Source organism: Bhargavaea ullalensis, assembly GCF_042432615.1.
In the GTDB taxonomy this organism is placed as follows: domain Bacteria; phylum Bacillota; class Bacilli; order Bacillales_A; family Planococcaceae; genus Bhargavaea; species Bhargavaea ullalensis.
The window spans coordinates 1-19,764 of the sequence record NZ_JBHLWY010000043.1 but is presented as its reverse complement, the minus strand read 5'-3'; the positions used below and the strand labels follow the sequence as shown (position 1 = coordinate 19,764).

Here is a 19,764-nt window from a genome sequence, read left to right as displayed (position 1 = left end):
TTAAAGTCATTCTTCCATTGTAACGCATCCGGCCGCCGAACGGTTCCTCCCATGATCAAAAAACACCCTCTCCGGACCGGAAAGGATGTTTTTCAAATCAGGCGGTGACGTCCCTTCTGGAGAACACCATGTAACTGACGAGGAGGAACAGGACGGCATACACGCCGAGCACCGCCGCTGCGAACGGCAGTGTCACTCCTTCGATGAACGCCATGCCCTGCGCCAGTGACACGAGGTCATGCGAGAAAAACAGGTACTTGGCGATCTCATAGCGGCTCAGCAGTGCAGAGACCGTGTTGCCGGTGAAGAAGATGAACAGCGACAGGCCGATCGCAAGCGAGCCGGAGCGGAACACACTGCCGATCATGAATGCGAATGTCGTGTAGACGATAATATTCACGAACGCGAGGACCAGGTAGTTCAGCGCCTCCGGCCAAATCGACACCTCGGCCACTTCGCCGCCCTTCACCGCGAGCTCGATGCCGCCGTCAGGAGAGAACAGCAGGAAGGACAGCAGGACCGACACGAGGAATCCGGCCGCCATGAGCAGCAAGCCGAACAACACGGTGGCCAAAAACTTCGAAGTCAGCACTTTCCACCGTTTTACCGGGCGCGCCAGCAGCATCTTGATCGTGCCGTCCGAGAACTCAGTTGCCACAATGCCGGCCGCGACGATGATGACGAACAGCATGGCGAACGAAGCGATGCCCGAGGAGTCTTTGATGATCTGCTGCCTGCTGTAGCTGCCGTGCGGCGGTGCATCTTCCGCAAGGCGGTATTCCGCGATCTTCAGCTGATCCTCAAGCTCTGATTTCCGGGTAGCCGACAGCTTTGAATCGGTCAGCTGCACAGATATTTCTGCACGCTCCGCCTCCGCCTGCAAGCGCCAGTCCGGCGCATCCGACGGGCCTTCCACCGATACATTTCCCCCGGAAGCTTCATTCCCGTCGATGGTCGAAAGCCATTTGGTGAGGCTGAGCATGCCCGCCACTCCGACGACCAGGAGGAGGACCATGACCCACGTCGCCTTTTTGCTCCACAGTTTCATCCACTCATTCTGCAGCAGTTTCAGCAATCTGTCCGCCTCCCGTCATCTCGATGAACTCGTCTTCCAATGTCCTGCGGTGCGGCCGGACGGCGTACAGCGCGAGTCCCGCCCCGACAACCGCCTCGGCGAGCGCCGGGATGTTGTCTGCCTTTTCTTCGATGACGAACCCTTCTCCGAGCATTTCCGGCTCATAGCCCTTTGTTTGAAGAAGTGCCGCGAGCCGGTCTGCCGGGCGGGCTTCGATATAGTGGTGCGGCTTGGTTCCGTCTTTCATTTCCCGGATGTCGATGAGTTTGCCGCCTTGGATGACGGCGATCCGGTCACACATCAGCTCGATTTCGGAGAGCATATGGCTTGAGACGAACACCGACACGCCGGCTTTTTCGGCGAGGCTTCTCAAGTACGTCCGGAATTCCCGGATGCCCGCCGGGTCGAGCCCGTTCGTCGGCTCGTCAAGGATGAGGAACTCCGGCGAGTGCAGGAGGGCCTGGGCGAGGCCGAGCCGCTGGCGCATGCCGAGTGAATACGTTCCGACTTTCTCATGGATGCGCTTTTCCAGCCCCACCTGGCGCACGATTTCATCGATCCGTTTCTTCGTGACTCCCTTGTGCATCCTGGCAAAGTGAAGCAGGTTTTTGTAGCCGGTCATGTATTTGTACATTTCCGGGTTTTCGACAATGACGCCGACGTGGGTCATCGCTTCTTCAAAGTCGGCGGTGATCGACTTGCCCGCGATGAGCACGTCCCCGGACGTCGGCTTCATCAGGCCGGCCATCATCCGGATCGTCGTCGTCTTGCCCGCCCCGTTCGGTCCGAGGAACCCGGTCACCTGTCCGGGATACAAGTCGAGCGAAACGTTGTCGATGATTTTCTTGCCCCTGATCGTTTTCGTCAGGTTTTCCAGCCGGACGACCGGTTCAGCTTCGTGCGCCAATCGGATCACGCTCCTTTTCATAAAGTGATTTCATCCAGGCCGACGGACCGCCGCGATGATTTTCGCGGATTTCTTCCGCCGATTCGTGTGCAATGATCCGCCCAGCCTTCATGACGGCGATTTCATCGAGCAGAGGAGCGGCGTCCTGAAGTTCGTGTGTCGTCATGATGACAACCTGGCGCTCGGGGTCGGTGAAGCGGATCAGCCCCTTCACGATCTCGCCCCGCACCATCGGATCCAGCCCGGAAAACGGTTCGTCGAGCAAATACGCTTCCGGTTCCCGCCCGAGCGTGGCGGCAATCTTGGCGCGCCCCCGGTTCCCTTTCGACAGGCTCTTCAGCTTGACGGAGCGGTCAAGGCCGAGAAAGTCGGCCGCCTGCCGGGCTTTTTGGATGGAGAAGTCGTCAAACTGAGTGGCGTAAAATCCGAACAGCTGCTCCGTATTGAAATACGGGAAAAACAGGTCGGCGTCCGCCATATAGGCGATTTCACGCCCCGCAAGTGTCCGGGTCACCGGGGTGCCGCCGATCTCAACAGACCCGGAATCCGGCAGCAGAAGCCCCGCCATCATCTTGAGCAGCGTCGACTTGCCGCTGCCGTTTTCCCCGACGATCCCGATGATTTGTCCGTTCCGAAACTCTGCAGAGACACCGTCGAGCGCCCGCTTGCGTCCATAAGTCTTCACGGCCTGGTCAACTTTGATCATCCGCTTCCCCTCCCGACATATATGCGGCGATTTCTTCCTTCGTGAATCCGAGCGCTTCGATGTCGCGCAGGAAATCCGCGACGAGCTGCGCCTTCCGCTTTTCCCTCAGCACTTCCAGACGGCCCGGATCTTCCGTGACGAATGTCCCCTGGCCGCGCTTCGTCTCCGTAATCCCCATCCCCTCCAGTTCCCTGTAAACGCGCTGCATCGTGTTGGCATTGACGCCGGCTTCCACTGCATAATCCCGCACCGACGGCAGCTTCTCTCCCGGACGGATGGCGCCCCGGATGAGCTCGCCCGTGATACGGTCGATGAGCTGCTGGTAGATCGGCTTATCCGGCAGGAAATCAAAGCTCATGCCCCCGCCACCTTCCTGTTGAACAACCAGGTTCCGAGCCCGAAGGCGATGAGCGCAATGACCGACCCGAACAAGAAACCTCCCATGGACAGGCTGCCGCTCATATCCAGCCCGATATCAAGGCCGCGGGACACCTTTTCAATATTCGGCAAGCCGATTTCCCCCGCACCGAGCAGCCGGCTTCCTGCAGATGTCCGGCTGATTTTCTCGCTGATGAAGAAAAAGAGCAGGATGCCCGCCACGGTCACCGGAACGGCAATAAGGCGGGAAGACCTGAGTCTCACCGACTGATAAACCGACCAGAACAGGAATCCGACCGACATCTGCATCAGTGAAAACAGTAGGATGAGCAGACCGATTTCGCAGAAGAAACCGGCAAATGAAGCGGCGGTCAAGCCGTCCGGCAATGTTTTTGCCCCCCCGGACAGCAGGAACACCGCACCGAGAACAACGGCGACCCAGACGAGCGTTGCAATCGTGACGGCAGCGGCGAAAAGCGCCTTTGTCCCGATGAGCAAGCCCGAAGAAGCAGGCGTATGCAGCCACAGGTCCGGCCGCTTCATCTCCATGGCAAGGCTCATGAGCAGCCAGATGAGCGGCATGTAACTCAGCAGCAGAAACCAGACTGCACTGAGGATGAAGGAGAAGGAGGCCACCGTCGTGTCCGTCGAAACGTAGTGGTGCAGCAGAAACGGGGCTGCGCCAACCGTCACAATCACGGTGATTGCCAAGAGCAGGAGACCGCCCTGTGTCGTCACGCGCTCCTTGTACAAAAGCCCTCTCATGCGCCCCATGCAAATCACTCCTCATTTTTATGATAGTCGTGTATCGGTGTATTAGTTATATAGTACACCGTTCGGAATATTTGTTCAAGTGTTTTGACAAATTAAAAAGCGCCTTCCTTTTGAGGAAAACGCTTTGCATCAGATAAAATGTTCGATCGCAATCTGCACGATGAGCAGCAGCGTGACGAATCGCAGGATCGGCTTGACGAATTTCGGATTGAGCTTCTCGGCGATGTGAACGCCGACACGGGCGCCCGTCAGCGACCCGAGGGTCAGGGCGATGGCGACCGGCCAGATGATGTTGCCGGAGCTGATGTAGCCGATGGCGGCGCCGAATGCACTTGAAAATGTCGCCACCCGCACGAAGCCGATCGCCCGGATATAGGCAATGTTCAAATGGCCGAACAGCTGCAGCAGGATGGTGGCCTGGCCGGGGCCGAACAGGCCGTCATAGATTCCGATGCCGAACAGGCTCGGAACCGCCAGCTTATCCGGCTTCAGCGGTGCGTCTCCCGAAAAGTCCCCCTTTGAGAGAAACGAAAAGACGAATGCCACGACAAGCAGGACGGTGGCGATGCTGAGCATCGTCGAATCGCTCAGGCGGTTCGCGATGAAGCCGCCCGACAGCCCGCCTGCCAGGGAAATCGGTATGATCCAGTACAGCTCCTTGAAGGTGATTTTTTTCTTCAGCAGAACCGTCAGGAATGTCGACAGCGAGCTGACCGTATTTGAGATTTTGCTCGCCCCGACTGCGGCGTGGACCGGAATGCCGATCAGCAGCATGGCCGGCAGCGAAATGAGCCCGCCGCCCCCTGCAAGCGTCCCGATCATCACCGCGACAAGCCCGATGAAAAACAGTCCGACATATTCCATCACCGCACCTCCTTCATTTGTTGTTGCCTTCAGTATATTACTGAATAGGTGATAAGTAAATTTTAAGTTTCAGAATGATTTACTTAAATTAAACTTATCGACATGAATTACAACGGCATAAAAAAAGCAAAAAGAGAGGATTCCGGACACTTTTGAGGTGCCGTCACCGTGCCTCCGGGAGAGGCTTCGGACATCCTTTCTTTTTGCTTCCAAAACAACCGTTCAGCGGGCCTTCGTCAGCGCCGATTCGGGGCGGACCGGCCTGATGGCGACCGGTTCCGCCCGTGCTTCCAAGGTGATCCGGTCAATGGACAGGCGGGTTCTTAGCGGAAGGCCGACGTCCTCTGACAATTCATCATAGAGCCCGAACAGTACGATAAAGAGAATTCGGCGGACAAAGGCATACATCAGGGCCTCTTCCCCCGGGCTGCCCGTTGACGGGTCACCGGCCGGCTCTTCTTCCGGACATTCAAAGCGGTCCGTGAAAAGGAGGGGGCCGATTTCGATTCGGCGCCTCCCGAGATGAAGGAACATCATCCGGTCCGTCATCTCCCCGACTCCCGCAGCCGGGCGGCTCCTGTCGAGGAGCAGGGCGTCAAACTGCCCGGCACTCTCATCCGTCACCGTTTCAAGGCGGATATATGGAATGGTCCCCAGTTCCTCCGAGAGCCTTCCGAACCGTGCGGGATCCAATGTGCTTCCGACACGGAATGGGCCCTGCTCTCCGAGAAGGTGCCCGATCAGCCTCTCCGCACGGATGAACGGCCTGCCCGTCAGGAAATGGTTCCGGAACAAGTCGAAATCCGAACGCACGGCTGCGCGGAGAAAACGGGCACTTCCCTGCCCGCACTGCGTGAACAGCCCGGGAAACTTCTCCAAAAAGCCTTCGGCATACTGCTGTTCCGCGGACCGGTCTGCCGACTGCCCCTCAAACCCTTCATAGAGCAGTGTTCTGAGCAGGACATAGTCGAGATCGCCCTTTCGGACCGCACCTTCCACCGACTTGCTCAAATTGTCCTCCAGCGTGAGGATTCCGCCCCGTTCATGAAGGGCGCCCTGGAGCTTTAATATCCACATGTTGTTGATCACCTACCCTAACAGTAATGTGTACAGCACCGCGTCCCCCGTTCCGATGATTTCTCCGAGGGGCAGATCATAAAATCCGCCGAGCGGCAGTGACCGGATGCCGAGATAGTTGGCGACAAGCTGGACGTTCTGGCCGATATGACCCGCCTCCTGCTGGATGAGCTTATAGGAGATGTCGCTGTACTTCTCCGAGATCGCCTCGAGGTCTGCGGTGAGCACCACTGCGAACTGCGCGGAGCCGACGCTTTCTTTCTGGATGCAGGCTTCTTCGATCCGCTCCCACGGAACCGATGCTTTCCCCGCGAGACATGCGCGGTCCGCGTCCACTTCACACACATTGAATCTTCCGAGCGCTCCGCCAACCACCCGGGACGGGTTGAACAGCAGATGGATCTTGACTTCATAGCGCGCCCCCCCAGACGGATACGTCCTTCCTGCCCGGTCACTTCCGATAAAGGCCAGCTGGGTGAACCTGGATATGAAAGGCAAATCGATGACCCGCTCGTTCGGGAACGGGAACGGCCAGGAATGACGGCTCATCAGCGCGCGTTCAAGGCCGTTTGCCGGGTCCGGTTCATAGGCCAGCGGATAAACGACGGCGCCCTCCACGGGCGGGGGAGTCCTTTCGCTGTGCTTATACACTTGCATGCTGGTGAATGCAGGGTCGTTGATCGTCGTGTAATGATAGTCCTGGAACAGCTGCTCATATCCTCCGCTGAAGTCCCAAAGCTTCATACAGCCGCCCTCCTGCCGAGAAAGATTCCGGACAGGAACCGCTCATTCTCGGGGGAAAGGCCGAGCCGGTTATTCATCATGTGGATATGCGAGACCATCAGATAATGGACGGTGCCGGGCGGGAATGTGTTCTGATGATCCAGAATCTGTTTCATCAGCCTCTGAAGTTCATCCAGATAAGAGCGGTAAACGGCCGGGATCTCCGCTCTTTCACGATTCCGGTCCATCCGGCGGGCAAGCGCTTCCCGCACCGCTTCCTGCCGTTCATCCGTTTCAAACGCATCCCAGACCCGTCGGTAATCAGAGAAGAACGCTTCTTCCGATTCTGCCATCCCGAGCGCCGCCGCTATTTCAAAACTGTACTGCATCAGGTCAAACGCCGCCACGTACCGTTTTGGCCACTCAACCGAGCCGATGATCGACGCGGCCGTCACCGATGAACGGAAGAACAGCGCTTCCGAATGCGGCATCGCCGCCTCCCCGCCGTATCTGTCCAGTTCGGGAACATACGGGATGTCCCGGATACTGAAGTTCGGATGGATCCCGAGATCGTCCACCCCCTCCAGCCGGACAATCCGGGGATCGTAGTCCACCGGCCGGAAATCATGGCCGCCGTGCGACTGCTCAAACGTCTTCAATGTGTTCTCCAACAACCGGTCAAAGGCAGCTTTTCGTTCTTCCTCGGCAAACCGGTACCGGAGCCGGATATGGGGACCGCCCTGCCAATACCGGATAAAGAACCACTCATCGGGCGGGATCTGCTCCGTCAATTCCCGCAGATGATCGCAGAGGAACCGTTCGATCAGCCCAAAGTCATGAATGAAAATATGTTTTGAATGCCACATTCCCTCATCCCCCTTTCGTTTTTTCTGTGTGCCGGATCCGGATGGACGCGGCCTGGTTGCGATTCGGGAACACGATCCCCGAATAGCCGATGGCCATCTTTCCGGGCAGGCCCGTCTTCCTCCTGAAGTAAGCATCATCATAATTTTTCAGTCCCCGGAGGCCCCGGCCCTCCGCAGCCATGGACACCGAGACGAACTGCATGAGCCTGCCCATGTCGATGAAGCGCTGCTCTGCATCCTCCTCCGCCTCTTCCAAATCAAACGTCATGAAGAGCCAGAAGTTGAAGCCGTGGAAATTCGAGTGCTCCCGGTAATCCCGCAGCAGCCGGAAATCTTCCGGACCGTTTCCAAACGAGCCTGTCCATTCCAGCCCCCCGCGGTGGACACGGTAATAGCCGGGCACCGTGTCCTCCACATCATTCACCGCAGCGTAAAGCCGGATTCCGGCCGCTTCCGCTGCGGCAGCCGTCCTGGCGAGGATCCGGGTGAACGGCTGCCGGCCAAGCGTCCTGTGAAAGAACACGTCCCCGTCTTTGCGCTGATCGGCAGAGCGACGGAGGAAATCTGCCGGAGCCAGCCCCTCAAACAGCAGATCCGGTTCCGGCCGGTCCGCCGGGTGCGGTTCCCCCGCCCGGATGACGGTACGGATCCGGACTGCCGGATCCGTCCGCAGCGTCTCCGGAATAATCGGATGCACGTCGGCAAAGCCATACTCCCTTCCGGAATGCCGCAGGGCGAATTCCAGATTGAACAGCACATGTCCGGCGTTGAGCGCCGACAGCATCCGGTGGAACTCTCCGTAATACCATTGGAGCTTCCGGTCGTCCGTAAGCAGGGCAAAGAGCACATCTCCGGTGTCCGGGGAAACCGCCTCCCCGACGTCGACAAGCCGGTCCGCCAGCGGATTGTACGCGTACAGTCGGTTGCCGTGACCGGAAATGATCCGGGCAGCTTTCAGGTTCCTGGCGCCCGGTGCCGCCGGATGGAACACATAATTGCTGGCCAGGTCCACCCGCACGATGCGCTCGGTCAGCCGGTATACGGGGAGAAGCCGTCTTTCCGCCTCTTTGTCCGCGGGAGCGGGGAACGCCTGGGACAGGAGCCGGCCGAACGGATCCGGTTTTCCCGGCGGGACCCCGTGGGCGAAGTGGAGATGGCGGTTGTCCGTGAACGCTTCAAGATAAGCGGCATCCATCCCTCCGTTCTCACGGGAACGGATGCGGGACTTCTCTGAGCCAGTTTTCATCCAGCCGTCCCCTCCCCTTGAAGCGGATCGCCTGCTCGACACGGCGCCTGATGATCCGCCTGTTCTGATGGCCGAATGTCATCGTCAGCATGCCGGGAACGATATACTTCACGTTCACAAATCCAATCTCGTCCATGTTCGGATTTGGCGTCACCGCCCGGAACACCTGATCTGATCCGGCTTTGAGGATCCGGTGGAATTCGCCGAGCACTTCTTCATAGCTGCCCCCGAATCGTTCGTACGTCCGATCAAGTTCATCCATCGACAGTTCATGCGGTGTCCCGAGCGCAAACTCCAGGTATTTGCCCGATTCCGGATTTGAAAAAAGCAACAGGTGGTCTTCCAGGCGGCTGACGGCATCCGGTTGACGGCTGAGCTTCTTTTTCCTTTCCCGGAACTCCGCCGTGCTGAAGACATTCTGAAACACGGATATGGCGGTCGTTGCCTCGATCAGCGCCTTTTCAATCGCATCCTCCAATTCAAACGACGAAGCAGCGGCCGTGTAGAACGCCATGTCTTCATCGCCTGCGCCGACTTTTTCGAGCAGGACCCAGATCGTCGGGATTCTCAGTTCCATCGAGATGTCGAACAGATGCACCCGGATCCCCTTTTTTTGCAGGGCGACGATGTAGCTTTTCAGGACCGGTGAGTGGATCGACCCTGCCGCAATCCGGACAGGGGGGATCTGTCCGTACCAGGTGGCCAGAAACGCATCCCGCTCAAACAGCTCCAGCATGGCAAACAGGCTGGCTTCGCCCACCGTAGAGCCGAGCGCACTGCCGTTCGAACTTTCAAACAAGTAACGGGGCTCGCCGGATACGTGATGAGAATCAAAATAAATGAGCTGCTCCGGAATGAGCCGGCGTTCTCCGCTGTGGAGCTCCTCCGCCTCCCGATAGCGGATGGGCTTGTCCGCCGAGTAATCACCGGGCGCCATGTCTGCCGCCTGCATCACTTGGGACAGGGTCAGGCCGATTTTCGGATCTTCACCTTCCCGGAAGACGCCGTCGGGACGGCCGTAAGGAAACGCGGTAGCATAGCGTTCCAGCGATTCAAGGATCGACGTATATCGTGATTTCCCGTATGTACCGGTACGCCCGTAGGACAAAAGGGAAACCCCGTTTTGGCGGACTTCCGTCTCCACCATCGGAAGGCCGAACGAGTCACCCGACCGGTTTTCCCGGCTGATGATCGACAGGCGGCTGCCCCGGACCATGGCCGAATGACGGTCGATCCGCTCCGTCACCTCTTTCCAGCTGCGGAGTCTCGGATCGGCCGGATTGAACGGCCGGCCGGTCCCGCCTGCATCCTCACCGGTCTTTGCGTCGGCAGGATCTGATGAACAGGCCGGGCAGTCACTTCGCTTGTAGGTGGACAGGACGGTCACTTCTTGCGTGTTGCGGTCAAGCGCATAAAGCATATGCCGGTCCCGTGAATTCCGCAGGCGTTCCGAATACATGACGATGAGTCGCTGCTCAGCCCGGTCCGGTTCCGCTGGTGAGTCGCCGCCGAGATAATGATCCGACAGGCCGACCTCTTCAATCCGTTGCTTCAGGCATGACGGGCAGAAGCCGTTTTGATTGCGCAGCGGGCCGATGAACAAAAACCGGTGGGCGACGGTGACCGGCAATTCCCCGTCACTCAGTTTCCGGGCATCTCCGCCAACGTCCGACATCGTTACCATGAGCCGTTCACCTCCACTGGTTCCCTGATTGTGCCGATGACCGAGAATGGAAGGTCATCTCCGTCCACTCCGTTCTCCTTTGCGCTGATGTAGCTGTATACGGCAAGCGGAAGGAAGTCCCGTGCAACCCGGAAGTCAAACAGAACCGTCCGTCCGGCCTGCAGATCACCGATGCGGATCCAATACCCTCCGCCGGATGCTTCCCCGGCAGATAGGGACAGGTCCATTCCCTTGTCTTCGATAAGCTGCCGGATCGTCCCCCATTCCGGGAACTCATCCGGACCGAGCACCGTTCCGGACCCGGCCTGTTCGCCGGGCTGCGCGTCCCCGTATGCACGGCGCATGACTTCGCGGAAAGCGGTTGCCGAAATGAATCCTGCGAGGCGCTCATAGTCCAGATCCGCGAAAAACAGATTATTCACGGTGTCGGACGGATCCGCATACTGAATCGTGCACACTTGAAGCGGCCGCTGACGATAGCTGTCATATTCCGGATTTCCGTTGATCGAGAGGATCCGGGAACTCCGGCTTCCGACAAAACGCTCAAGCCGGTTGAACCGGGCGAAGGAATCTTCCCCCGCCTCCTCTCCGTCAAGCGGGAATCCGTCCCCGGGCCGGTAGAGCCGCTTCCGCTGCACTTCCGCATCTTCATTGATCAGGAAAACGTCCGGTCCCTTCCCGATGATTTCCATGATCAGCCCGCAAAAGACGAATGGGGCGATCAGGCCGGGCGAAATCCAGTCATGTGAGTCTCTGCGTGATCCGAGAAATCCGATCTCCCGCCGGTTTGCCGGAGCGATCGCCAGCACCCGCCCGCTTCCTTCCACGACATTGACGCGCCCGTCCCGTCCGCCGGCCCGCACCAGCACATCGTCTTCCTGGTCACAGCCGGTGCAGACGGACAAGCCGTTTTCCCGGAGCAGCGCGGCCAGCTCCCGGCCGGCCTCAAAATGGGGGGAGAGGGAGATCCGTGCAGCGTCGATCTGCCGCAGCGCTGCACCCACGTTTTCCGCTTCTGTTTCGACAATCCGGAAATAGTCCGTCCGGCCGTGTTGTTCCAGCTGCCTTGCATCGATTCGGTACAGCAGGCCCTGTTTTTCCAGCAGCTCGAGCAGCTTGCCGTAGGCGGGATATCTTTCGGAAAGCCGGGATTCCGTCACCCCGTCGGACAGCTCGCCCATCATCCTGTGGATTTCGGTGTAAACCGTCTCTGTCGCCTTGATGCTGAACTTCCGGCGGTCACCGGTGAACAGAATGGCCCCGTCCCGGTAATGAATCCGGCAGTTTGACCGGTATTTCAATAGGTTCAACTTTTCCTCCCCCTTTAATTTTTCGCTTTTCTTGTCACCAGCAGCATCGAGATGAACACGAGTGCCGCGATGTAGCCGAGTGAAATGGCCGTTTCGCCGTTCAGGCTGAACATTCCGTTCCAGACGTCGATGAACAGATGGTTGATGTGGTAGAGCGGATTCAGGTTGGCGATCACCTGGATGAATTTCGGCATCCCGTCGACCGGCACCGTGAAGTCAGCAGTGAAGAGGACGACCTGGAACAGCACGATCGAGAAGACGAGCGCGCTTTTCATTTCTTTGAAGAACGAGTAAATCGCGGATGAAACAGTCAGTAGCGCCGCATTGATGAGGATGAACACCCCATAGGACTTCAGGAAGTCGGCGAACCCGATTTCAAGGCTGTACACGGTGATCCCGATGAACGTGATCGTCATGAACCCGAGCGTCGTGATGATCACCGATTTGATGATGTTGGAGAACAGGAGCGTGCGCATGTCGACGGGCGAGATGCTGATCCGCTTTTCAATCCCCATTGAACGGTTCATCACCTGATCGAAACCGAACGCGAAGAACACAACCGAAAAGGTGATCAGGATGATGAACGACGGCGTGTAGAACTGGACATAGTTCAGGTTGTCGCCGTATGTGGCTCCCCCGAACAGCTGCCCCATGAACAGATAGGTGACGGGCGGAATGACGATCGTGAAGATCAGGTAGAAGATTTCCCGGAAGAACATCACCAGGTCGTATTTCAGTTGGGTGGTCAGCATGGCACGGCCTCCGTTTCCCCGATCTGCGCAAGGTAGTAGTCATTGATGGATGCATGGCCCGATGCAGCCAGAATGTTTGCCGGCTTATCGAACACCCGGGCCCTGCCTTCATGGATGAGGAGCACCTTGTCACAGTAGCGCTCCACTTCGTCCATGTAGTGCGTGGACAGCAGGATGGTGCCTTTATGCTCGCGGTTGTGGCGGATGATGTTCTTCCAGAGGACATCCCGCATATACGGATCCAGCCCCGTCGTCGGCTCATCGAGGATGACCAGCCTCGGGGAGGTCATGAATGCGATCGCCAGCGCCACACGCTGCTTCCACCCGCCCGACAGCTTGTCAAACGGTGACTTCAGATGTTCCCCGAGCTCGAAGCGGCGGATCGTCCCTTCCAGATCGGCATCCTTCCCGTAGTAGGCATTGAACAGGGAAAGGAGCTCCTTCACCTTCAGGTTCTTGTAGAAATTGGTCGGTTGCAGGACGGTCGACATGTCTCTCTTCAATTCACGGACCGCCTTGGCATTCAGTTTGCGGATGTCTTTGCCGAACAGCTCGATCCGGCCCTCATCGAAGTCCCGGATCATCATCAGGGATTCCAGGAACGTCGACTTGCCGGCTCCGTTTTTCCCGATGACCGCAATCACTTCCCCCTGTTCCGCACTGAAGTCCAGCCCTTTCAGGACTTCCTTGTTGCCGTATGACTTTTTCAGACCTTTGACGGTGATGTTTTGCATGTTGTCCGCTCCTTTTCAAGTGAATATTCGACCAGAAACTCATTCAGCGGGATATCGGCATCGGGCAGCAGCTCTTCAAGATAGGCGCCAGCCTTCAGCTCGTTTGCAAAGAACTTGAGCAGCAGCGGAACCGTTACATCAAAGAACATCGGTTTCTCCACCGTAAACTCTCCTTCATTGCGGAAGTATTTCAGGAAGAAACGCTTCGGCAGCTGTTGCTCATCAAAATACCGGTTCACGTCCAGGTACAGCTCTTCCGCATCCGCCGCCCTCCGGATCAGCTGCATCAGCTTTTCCGTGTCAAGCCGCCATTTCCGCCTGGACAAAACCACATTCCCCATCCGGATCCGCGGCACCCGGCTATACGGCCTGGCAAGAGAGGCAAGATCGAAATTCAGCCTTCCCGACTGGAAAAGGTGCAGCATGACGGAAAGGATGCCCGGCAGGAAAATCGGCACAAGCGACGATTTGTAGGTGATCCGGCAGGAACGGCCGTCCCGGTCCAGAAAATCCAGTTTGCGGGTGTCCGGGTCGTATCTGACTGTCATGTCGGCCACCGGGTGGCCTCCTTCGTCCGAAAACTGGCGGTAGCCGACTTCCAGCTTGGCGGTCTTCAGGTCTTTCCGGTAATGGATGCCCCCGTTGAACCCGAACAGTTCGTCCACTTCGTAATAGTTGCGGTCCCGGAACACCCGGTCCACATACTCTTCGTAATCGGGGTTCGGCCCGTCCCCGAAGAAGTCCTTGAACCGGGAGATGAACTTCTCATGCCCGTCATACACATCGTTGAGGACGACCGTGCCCGCTCCGGCGTATTGGAGAAACAGCGAGGAGGAAACGTCCGTGTCCCGCTTGATCCGGTCCGGGATCCGGCCGCTGTACGTGCGGATCAGCTCTCCCGCATCCACCTCCGCTTCCTCCCCGCCTGCTTCGAGAAGCCCTTCAAACTTGTCCAGGAACTCGTCGCGCAGCCGGTCCAGAAGCCGGACTTCATCAGACACTGCCTCCTCAAAGCGATATCGCTGGTCCTGGTAATACGGGTAGAAATGGTGGATCTTCTTGAAAAACACTTCGTTGAGCAGCCGGCTGTCCGTCAGCGGACGGGCTTCACTTCCGTATTTGTCGCTGAACAGGCGGCCGATTTCATACTGCACCCGGACATTGACGTCGAACAGGAGAAGGAAATCTCCGAGGCTCTTCATGAACTCCCCGTCGACCAGCCCGGATACAAGGTCGGGTTTCGTGCGTCCGAAGATAACATCTTCATAGACCAGTTCCCTGCCGGCCCCGGAGCTTTCCGGATTCATGTCGCGGACCAGCTCTTGGATTCGTTTCCAGTGGCGGATCCGCTCAAACGCGGGCTTGGACTCGAACGCTTCCAGTTCGGCGTCCAGTTCATCAAGCTGCGCAACGAGGCGCTCACCGATCCCGAATGTCCGGAACAGCTCCTTGGCGGACAAAAGGATTCCCCGGTCGCTTGAAAGGTCTGCCTGCTGCCGGAGCAGCTTCAGTGAGATCAGCTTGGCAAACAGCGCCTCCTCCTCCCCCCGGTACTCCGGAATTTTCGCAGCCTCTTCCGCAAACATCCCGTAAGTCAGTGTCTTCTGCTTTTGGGCGGAGAGGAACCGGATCAGATCCGGGTGAAGCGAATACTCCACGAACTTGTCGCTCGTTTCGAATACTTTGCGCGATTGGTCCACACTGTGCTGGCTGACGTAGTAGATCCGGCCACCGCGGACCCCGAACCGCTCAACTTTCACGGGGATTTTCCGAAGTGCGTCCGGGTCGGTCCGGATAAACTGATGAACGATCTTCAGCATGATGGAATGGTTCATCTCACAGAAGCTTTGCCTTTCAAACTCCCGCTCTTCCCGGACGGCGAGTCCGGTCTTTGTCAGATAGGAGAACGGGCTCGTCTTCATGGAACCCCTGACCAGCAGCTTCATGAGGAAAAAGTCCAGTTTCCTCAGCTTTTTGTTGTGGTTCTCCGGTTGTGCAGACAAATACCGGCCGAGTTTTTCGTAGATCTCGTCATTGTAGAAAGCGATGGATTTCACCAAGTTTTCATCTGACGCGCTTTCCCAGAGTGCCTGGCGGTTTTCCGTCATCGACCTCCGGCAGCCATCCCGGTATTCCTGCATGGCTGCCTCATGTTCCGTTTCTCTCTCAACGTAGGCCCGGATCGCTTCCGGCATTTCGGCCGGACCCATTCTGTCCAGTGCGCTCCGCAGCTTTCCGAGACGCTTGTTGAACAGATCCCGCTTGAGATTGAGCAAATCCGGGTTTTTCGTTTCGGCGAACAGGCGCTCCAGGCTGGAGACCGCCTCATCGAGGGCCGCTTCTGCCCGTTTCCCGGTTTCCTCGAGCTCCCGGATGAGATCACGGATCGGTTCCGACTGTGCGGCCATCTGCTCATACCAGTGTTTCGGAATATCACTTCCTCTGTATAAAACAATCGGGTTTTTCAGCACCTCTGTGTTCAAATTCCAATCTCCTCTCTCCACGTGCGGGAAGTTAGCGTTTCATTGTAGCGGTAAGCCATGTAGATAAACTGCTGTTTTTTCAAAGCACTGACTTTCAGGAAGGGCAGGGAAAGATACAGAACGTTGACCATGAAGCGGTAGTTGATCGCCTCCATGTTCGACAGGAAGCCCGTGCGATGGAAGAATGCGGCAAACTGCCGGTGGAAGTCATTGTTGAACCCTGATTCCAATTCGCCCACCGACTGTCGGATGGTTTCCTGGTAGCTCTCATCGATGTGCCGCAGAATCTCTGATTTGTACGACTCCGATATCTTTCCCCACACTTCCTTCCAGTGCTTAATGTGGGGATCGCCTTTTGCGTCAAGCATGCTGATATCATGAGCGTGAATCCGGAACTGCTTTTCGAAATCCGGCTCGCTGTATGGAAGGCCCTGCTTCTCCGCCAGTTCGAAAAATCCCTGAACGTGCGAGATGAAGGAAAAGTATCCTTTGTTCCTTCCGCTTTCCCGGTAGGTTTCTGCCACATGGTGGAACAGGAGGGGCATCAGTACAGTTGCCGGCTCCCCGTCCCCATGAATCCGGAAGTAAGTCTCTTCCAATGCCTGCTGGAGTTCGAATCGCATGTCATGGATGATCCGGGTCAGGCCCGGATTGTGATAGTCGAATCGGTTGTCGACAATCCTGACCGTTCCGTGTCCGGCCATCTCTGCCGGGACAGCTTTTCCTTCGAGCAGCGCGATCCGGCCTGCACTTTTCTCGTACTGGGCCCGGATGCGGGCAAGTTCCCCGGCTCCGGCCGGAATCTTGTCCGCTTCCACGTTCATCAGTCCGGCAAATCGCTCCAGATCCGTTTTCTCCGCATCTCCGTCAAACGTGACCGTCAGATGGGGGCCGGATTCCCAGGAGCGCGAAATATAGTAAGGGACCCCTATCTCTCGAGCCCGGGTGATGAGCGTCCGGACAAACGCGGTATCTGCTGCCCTGTTGAAGTTAAAGATTTTCACGTCTTTCATGATATCCGCATCCTTCTTTTCGTTTTGGCCGGCGTGCGGCCGGTGGTCCGTGCTGCTTTTCAGGCGGCCCTCAGCAGGATCCGCAGCAGGAAGTCGAGCCGCAGGTGGATGTGGCACTGCAGGAGGTAGACCCCGAGCTGGCCGTCGTCTCCGGAATGGCGCTCACTTCGTCAAGGTCCAGGAAATCGACGTCCAGTTCAAATTCATTTTTTACAGTTTCCGCAGGTTGGTTTGTCATGTTCAGTTCTCCTTTTTAGTTGGATGTATTGGTTGTTCTCAAGCGGGCAGATCCGTGTTCTCCCGGTTCACCGGTCTTTTCAACAAGAGCCGCAGCAGGAAGTCGAGCCGCAGGTGGATGTGGCGCTGCAGGAGGTCGAACCCGAGCTGGCCGTCGTTTCAGGAATGGCGCTCACCTCGTCAAGGTCCAGGAAATCCACGTCAAGCTCAAATTCTTTGTTCACATCGGTTGCTGTATTTTTCGTCATGTTCATCTCTCCTTTTGTTGGGTTGGGTGTTTTTTCGGTTCAGCGAAGACTTGTTTCTCTTTCTGTAATCCATTGCATGAGGATCAACGGCTGCCCGGATAATTCCCGGGCAAGCTGCACAGAATCCGACAAGTTGCCGTGCAGCTCGAGAATTGAACTGAACGACCGTGCCAGTGCCCGGCCTTTCTCCGGAAGATCCCCGGCAGCCTCATCGGTATTTCCGGTCTTCCGGTATGCGATGGCCATCGGCGATTTCGGCTCCGACAAGCCGCTTTCTCCCAGCAGGGTCAGCGGGTCATCCGGATCAACCAACCGGAACAGTTCGTTGTTGAAATCCGCCAGATACACTCCCGGACCCGGCAGCCCATCAACCGGACGGCTTCCAAACAGGACCACAATCGGCTCCAGTTCCGTCCCGACCGGCATTCGATGATGAAATGCTTCATAAAGCATCTGGGCCAGAGTGTTCAGATGGATCATCGGCTCCGCAGAGGGCAGATCACGCACGTTTCCATCTTTGCGGAAAATCCGGAACGGAACCGTTGCTCCGCCTGCCCCCGCCGGACCGAATAGCTGCGGCTGCCCGGCTGTGCCTGTCACATCAGGTCACCTCCTTTCTGTAGCCCAATCGTACGGCGGTTCAAAAGTAAAGCTCAATAAGTAAAACACGCATAAAAAATCACCCGTTCAACCATGGAAAAACGGGCGGAGTTTACTAAAAAGGGGTTGTTTAATTTCAATTTGATGACCGGAATATTAACTGAATTTTACCTCTTTTCTTTTACCTTTCTTTTTCATTACGATGTAGTTACAACAAACCGGGAGGGAACAACAATGAAAAAAGTGAAGATGATGACGGCGATGGCTCTGTTGATGGCAATAATCGGAATTCCGGGATTTGCGTCGGCTGATATTCAGGACAACGGGACGCCGGCGGGAGACATCAGTCCCCTTTCCAAAGATCGCGGCGAAGAATACGACTGAGCCGCAGGACTCCGGCTCTACATAATAGAGAAAAATATCCAGACCCGACAGGCATTCCGGCATCCCCTTCTTGGGTCTATCCGCTCAATTCCTTCCTCTTTGAAGGGATTTTTTTTTGTGTCTCGAATCGGTTTAAGTAGTTTCAGATTTTTGGAAAAAGTACCGGGAGTGGTTAATTAGTTGCATGCGGGTCACCATCGGAAACAGGGGGCGGGAACATGAAAGTGGGGGAAAGGCTGCGGCAGATCCGCATACATAAAGGATTCACACAGTCGGAACTGGTGGAGGGCATTTGTTCGGTCACTTACATCAGCCGGATTGAAGGGGGAAAAGCGAAACCGTCCGAGCGGTTTATCGGGGAGGTGGCGGAAAGGCTGGGGGTTCCCCGCTCACTCATCCTCGAGCCGGACAGTGACCGGGATGTCCGGGAGATCAACCGTGTCTACGTGGCGTTTGTGAATGGGGAGCCGTTGCCGGAAGCCGATTTGTCTTTTCTGGAGATGACCGCGTTCGAAAATCATTCCCCTGAGGCGTTTTATCAGATCTACGCCATGCTGATCGGACATTTCAACCGGACAGCCCTTCACTCCCCGCGCACCGAGGAACTGGTGCGGAGGTCGGAAAACCTGCTTCCGGATGAACCGGAGGCCGGACATCAGGAAGTGGCGGTCGGGTACTTCCGGGAAGCCGGACGATTTTACTATTCCAAACAGCAATATGAAAAAGCCTATCAGTATGAGCAGCTCATCGAAAAGTACCTGCCTGAAAACAGCCGAACCGCGGATCGGGCCAGGAATTATTACAACCTGGCACTTGTCCGCACCCAGATCGATGAAGACTCCGATCTGGAGATGGCCATCCATTATGGCGAAAAGGCGCTCGGACTTTACCGGATGATCGAAAACAAAAAAGGCGTCGCCGACTGCCTCACCTCCCTCGCCATCATGGCACACCGCATGGAAAACTATGACAAAGCGCTTTCCTGCCTGGATCTGCTGGACGAAGAAGCGCTCAGTTATCTGGAGGATCTGGATAGAGAAACAGACGGCAAGGCCTCCTTGTCCAAGCAGGCGGTCATTGACTATAATTACGGACGGATCCACCAGAAAACCGGCCGGTCCGAAAAGGCCCTCTGTTATTTTGAGAAAAGCCTGGAGGCCGACCTGATGGCAGGCAATGAACATCACACCACTTCTGTGCTCACCCGGCTGGCCGAGTTATATGCAAGCTGGAAAGACTGGGAAAAAACACAGCACTACCTGGAGCAGGCATATGCCGTCACGGAGCGCCATGATCTGCCGAACTCGCAGGTCCTTCTTCTTCATCAGCAGGCCGGCCTTCATAAAGTGAAAGGCGACGAGCCGGCCTATGAGAAAGAGATGCAAAAAGCAGTGCAGCTCGCCATGGACTGGAAGTATACGGCCGACCTGAAAGAGATCAGCACCGAACTGGCGGATCACTATTATGGCGTGCGGGCTTACAAGATGGCGGCAAAGTATTACCGGATCGCATTGGAAAAAGACTCATGACCAGAGGCCATGAGTCTCAGACTGTAGACAAAGTGAGCCTAGTGCTCCTTTGGCTGCAGTTTTTCTTTTTCCTGAATATCCTTCGGATTTCCGCTGCGGGCCCTCACTTACCGCGGGCGTTGCCGACGCCAACGCGAAGTTTGGCGTCTGCGCTCAAAAGCGATCGCGTTGAGC

The 19,764-nt window shown here is 56.8% G+C and carries 21 protein-coding genes; 2 read left to right on the top strand and 19 right to left on the bottom strand.

What is annotated here, in order from left to right; genetic code table 11:
- Positions 1-97: 97 nt before the first annotated feature.
- The 19 genes from ACFFIY_RS12090 to ACFFIY_RS12000 form a co-directional block, all read right to left on the bottom strand.
- A complete protein-coding gene (locus tag ACFFIY_RS12090) occupies positions 98-1,075 on the bottom strand; it encodes an ABC transporter permease (protein WP_354194198.1) in 978 nt (325 codons plus the stop codon).
- Positions 1,053-1,982: an ABC transporter ATP-binding protein gene (locus ACFFIY_RS12085; RefSeq protein WP_376837308.1), complete on the bottom strand. Its 930-nt coding sequence runs from the start codon at positions 1,980-1,982 to the stop codon at positions 1,053-1,055. Before ACFFIY_RS12085 ends, ACFFIY_RS12090 begins: the two co-directional genes overlap by 23 nt.
- Positions 1,966-2,688 (bottom strand): ABC transporter ATP-binding protein, encoded by a 723-nt coding sequence (locus ACFFIY_RS12080; protein WP_354194194.1) that lies wholly within the window; start codon positions 2,686-2,688, stop codon positions 1,966-1,968. Before ACFFIY_RS12080 ends, ACFFIY_RS12085 begins: the two co-directional genes overlap by 17 nt.
- Positions 2,675-3,046 (bottom strand): GntR family transcriptional regulator, encoded by a 372-nt coding sequence (locus ACFFIY_RS12075; RefSeq protein WP_354194192.1) that lies wholly within the window; start codon positions 3,044-3,046, stop codon positions 2,675-2,677. Before ACFFIY_RS12075 ends, ACFFIY_RS12080 begins: the two co-directional genes overlap by 14 nt.
- Positions 3,043-3,840, bottom strand: coding sequence for a hypothetical protein (locus ACFFIY_RS12070; protein ID WP_354194190.1), 798 nt, complete (start codon positions 3,838-3,840; stop codon positions 3,043-3,045). The genes ACFFIY_RS12075 and ACFFIY_RS12070 overlap by 4 nt, the downstream gene beginning before the upstream one ends.
- Before the next feature lie 129 nt (positions 3,841-3,969).
- Positions 3,970-4,704, bottom strand: coding sequence for a sulfite exporter TauE/SafE family protein (locus ACFFIY_RS12065; RefSeq protein WP_354194188.1), 735 nt, complete (start codon positions 4,702-4,704; stop codon positions 3,970-3,972).
- Between the two features lie 222 nt (positions 4,705-4,926).
- Positions 4,927-5,781, bottom strand: a complete 855-nt coding sequence (locus ACFFIY_RS12060; protein WP_354194186.1) for a hypothetical protein — start codon at positions 5,779-5,781, stop codon at positions 4,927-4,929.
- Between the two features lie 12 nt (positions 5,782-5,793).
- Complete coding sequence (locus ACFFIY_RS12055) at positions 5,794-6,525, bottom strand: SagB/ThcOx family dehydrogenase (protein WP_354194184.1); 732 nt, start codon at positions 6,523-6,525, stop codon at positions 5,794-5,796.
- Positions 6,522-7,370 (bottom strand): thiopeptide-type bacteriocin biosynthesis protein, encoded by an 849-nt coding sequence (locus tag ACFFIY_RS12050; RefSeq protein WP_354194182.1) that lies wholly within the window; start codon positions 7,368-7,370, stop codon positions 6,522-6,524. Before ACFFIY_RS12050 ends, ACFFIY_RS12055 begins: the two co-directional genes overlap by 4 nt.
- A 4-nt stretch (positions 7,371-7,374) precedes the next feature.
- A complete protein-coding gene (locus ACFFIY_RS12045; protein ID WP_354194180.1) occupies positions 7,375-8,616 on the bottom strand; it encodes a hypothetical protein in 1,242 nt (413 codons plus the stop codon).
- Positions 8,576-10,300: a YcaO-like family protein gene (locus tag ACFFIY_RS12040; RefSeq protein WP_354194178.1), complete on the bottom strand. Its 1,725-nt coding sequence runs from the start codon at positions 10,298-10,300 to the stop codon at positions 8,576-8,578. The genes ACFFIY_RS12045 and ACFFIY_RS12040 overlap by 41 nt, the downstream gene beginning before the upstream one ends.
- Positions 10,294-11,610: a hypothetical protein gene (locus ACFFIY_RS12035; RefSeq protein ID WP_354194176.1), complete on the bottom strand. Its 1,317-nt coding sequence runs from the start codon at positions 11,608-11,610 to the stop codon at positions 10,294-10,296. The genes ACFFIY_RS12040 and ACFFIY_RS12035 overlap by 7 nt, the downstream gene beginning before the upstream one ends.
- A 14-nt stretch (positions 11,611-11,624) precedes the next feature.
- The gene (locus ACFFIY_RS12030) at positions 11,625-12,362 is read right to left on the bottom strand and encodes an ABC transporter permease (RefSeq protein ID WP_354194174.1); all 738 of its coding nucleotides are present in this window, start codon (positions 12,360-12,362) and stop codon (positions 11,625-11,627) included.
- On the bottom strand, positions 12,356-13,096 hold the full coding sequence (locus ACFFIY_RS12025; protein WP_354194172.1) for an ABC transporter ATP-binding protein: 741 nt from the start codon (positions 13,094-13,096) through the stop codon (positions 12,356-12,358). The genes ACFFIY_RS12030 and ACFFIY_RS12025 overlap by 7 nt, the downstream gene beginning before the upstream one ends.
- Positions 13,069-15,579 carry a lantibiotic dehydratase gene (locus ACFFIY_RS12020; RefSeq protein ID WP_354194170.1) on the bottom strand — a complete coding sequence of 837 codons (2,511 nt, stop codon included), beginning with the start codon at positions 15,577-15,579 and terminating at the stop codon, positions 13,069-13,071. Before ACFFIY_RS12020 ends, ACFFIY_RS12025 begins: the two co-directional genes overlap by 28 nt.
- Positions 15,576-16,592 (bottom strand): hypothetical protein, encoded by a 1,017-nt coding sequence (locus ACFFIY_RS12015; RefSeq protein ID WP_354194168.1) that lies wholly within the window; start codon positions 16,590-16,592, stop codon positions 15,576-15,578. Before ACFFIY_RS12015 ends, ACFFIY_RS12020 begins: the two co-directional genes overlap by 4 nt.
- A gap of 70 nt (positions 16,593-16,662) precedes the next feature.
- Complete coding sequence (locus ACFFIY_RS12010; RefSeq protein WP_354194166.1) at positions 16,663-16,830, bottom strand: thiazolylpeptide-type bacteriocin; 168 nt, start codon at positions 16,828-16,830, stop codon at positions 16,663-16,665.
- Positions 16,831-16,909: 79 nt separating this feature from the next.
- Positions 16,910-17,077 (bottom strand): thiazolylpeptide-type bacteriocin, encoded by a 168-nt coding sequence (locus ACFFIY_RS12005; RefSeq protein WP_354194164.1) that lies wholly within the window; start codon positions 17,075-17,077, stop codon positions 16,910-16,912.
- A 39-nt stretch (positions 17,078-17,116) separates the two neighbouring features.
- Positions 17,117-17,677 (bottom strand): hypothetical protein, encoded by a 561-nt coding sequence (locus ACFFIY_RS12000; protein ID WP_354194162.1) that lies wholly within the window; start codon positions 17,675-17,677, stop codon positions 17,117-17,119.
- A 93-nt stretch (positions 17,678-17,770) separates the two neighbouring features.
- Between ACFFIY_RS12000 and ACFFIY_RS11995 the strand changes: the two genes are divergently transcribed.
- Together ACFFIY_RS11995 and ACFFIY_RS11990 are read left to right on the top strand one after the other, a co-directional pair.
- Complete coding sequence (locus ACFFIY_RS11995) at positions 17,771-18,061, top strand: hypothetical protein (RefSeq protein WP_354194160.1); 291 nt, start codon at positions 17,771-17,773, stop codon at positions 18,059-18,061.
- A gap of 218 nt (positions 18,062-18,279) precedes the next feature.
- Positions 18,280-19,590: a tetratricopeptide repeat protein gene (locus ACFFIY_RS11990; protein ID WP_354194158.1), complete on the top strand. Its 1,311-nt coding sequence runs from the start codon at positions 18,280-18,282 to the stop codon at positions 19,588-19,590.
- Positions 19,591-19,764 lie beyond the last annotated feature (174 nt).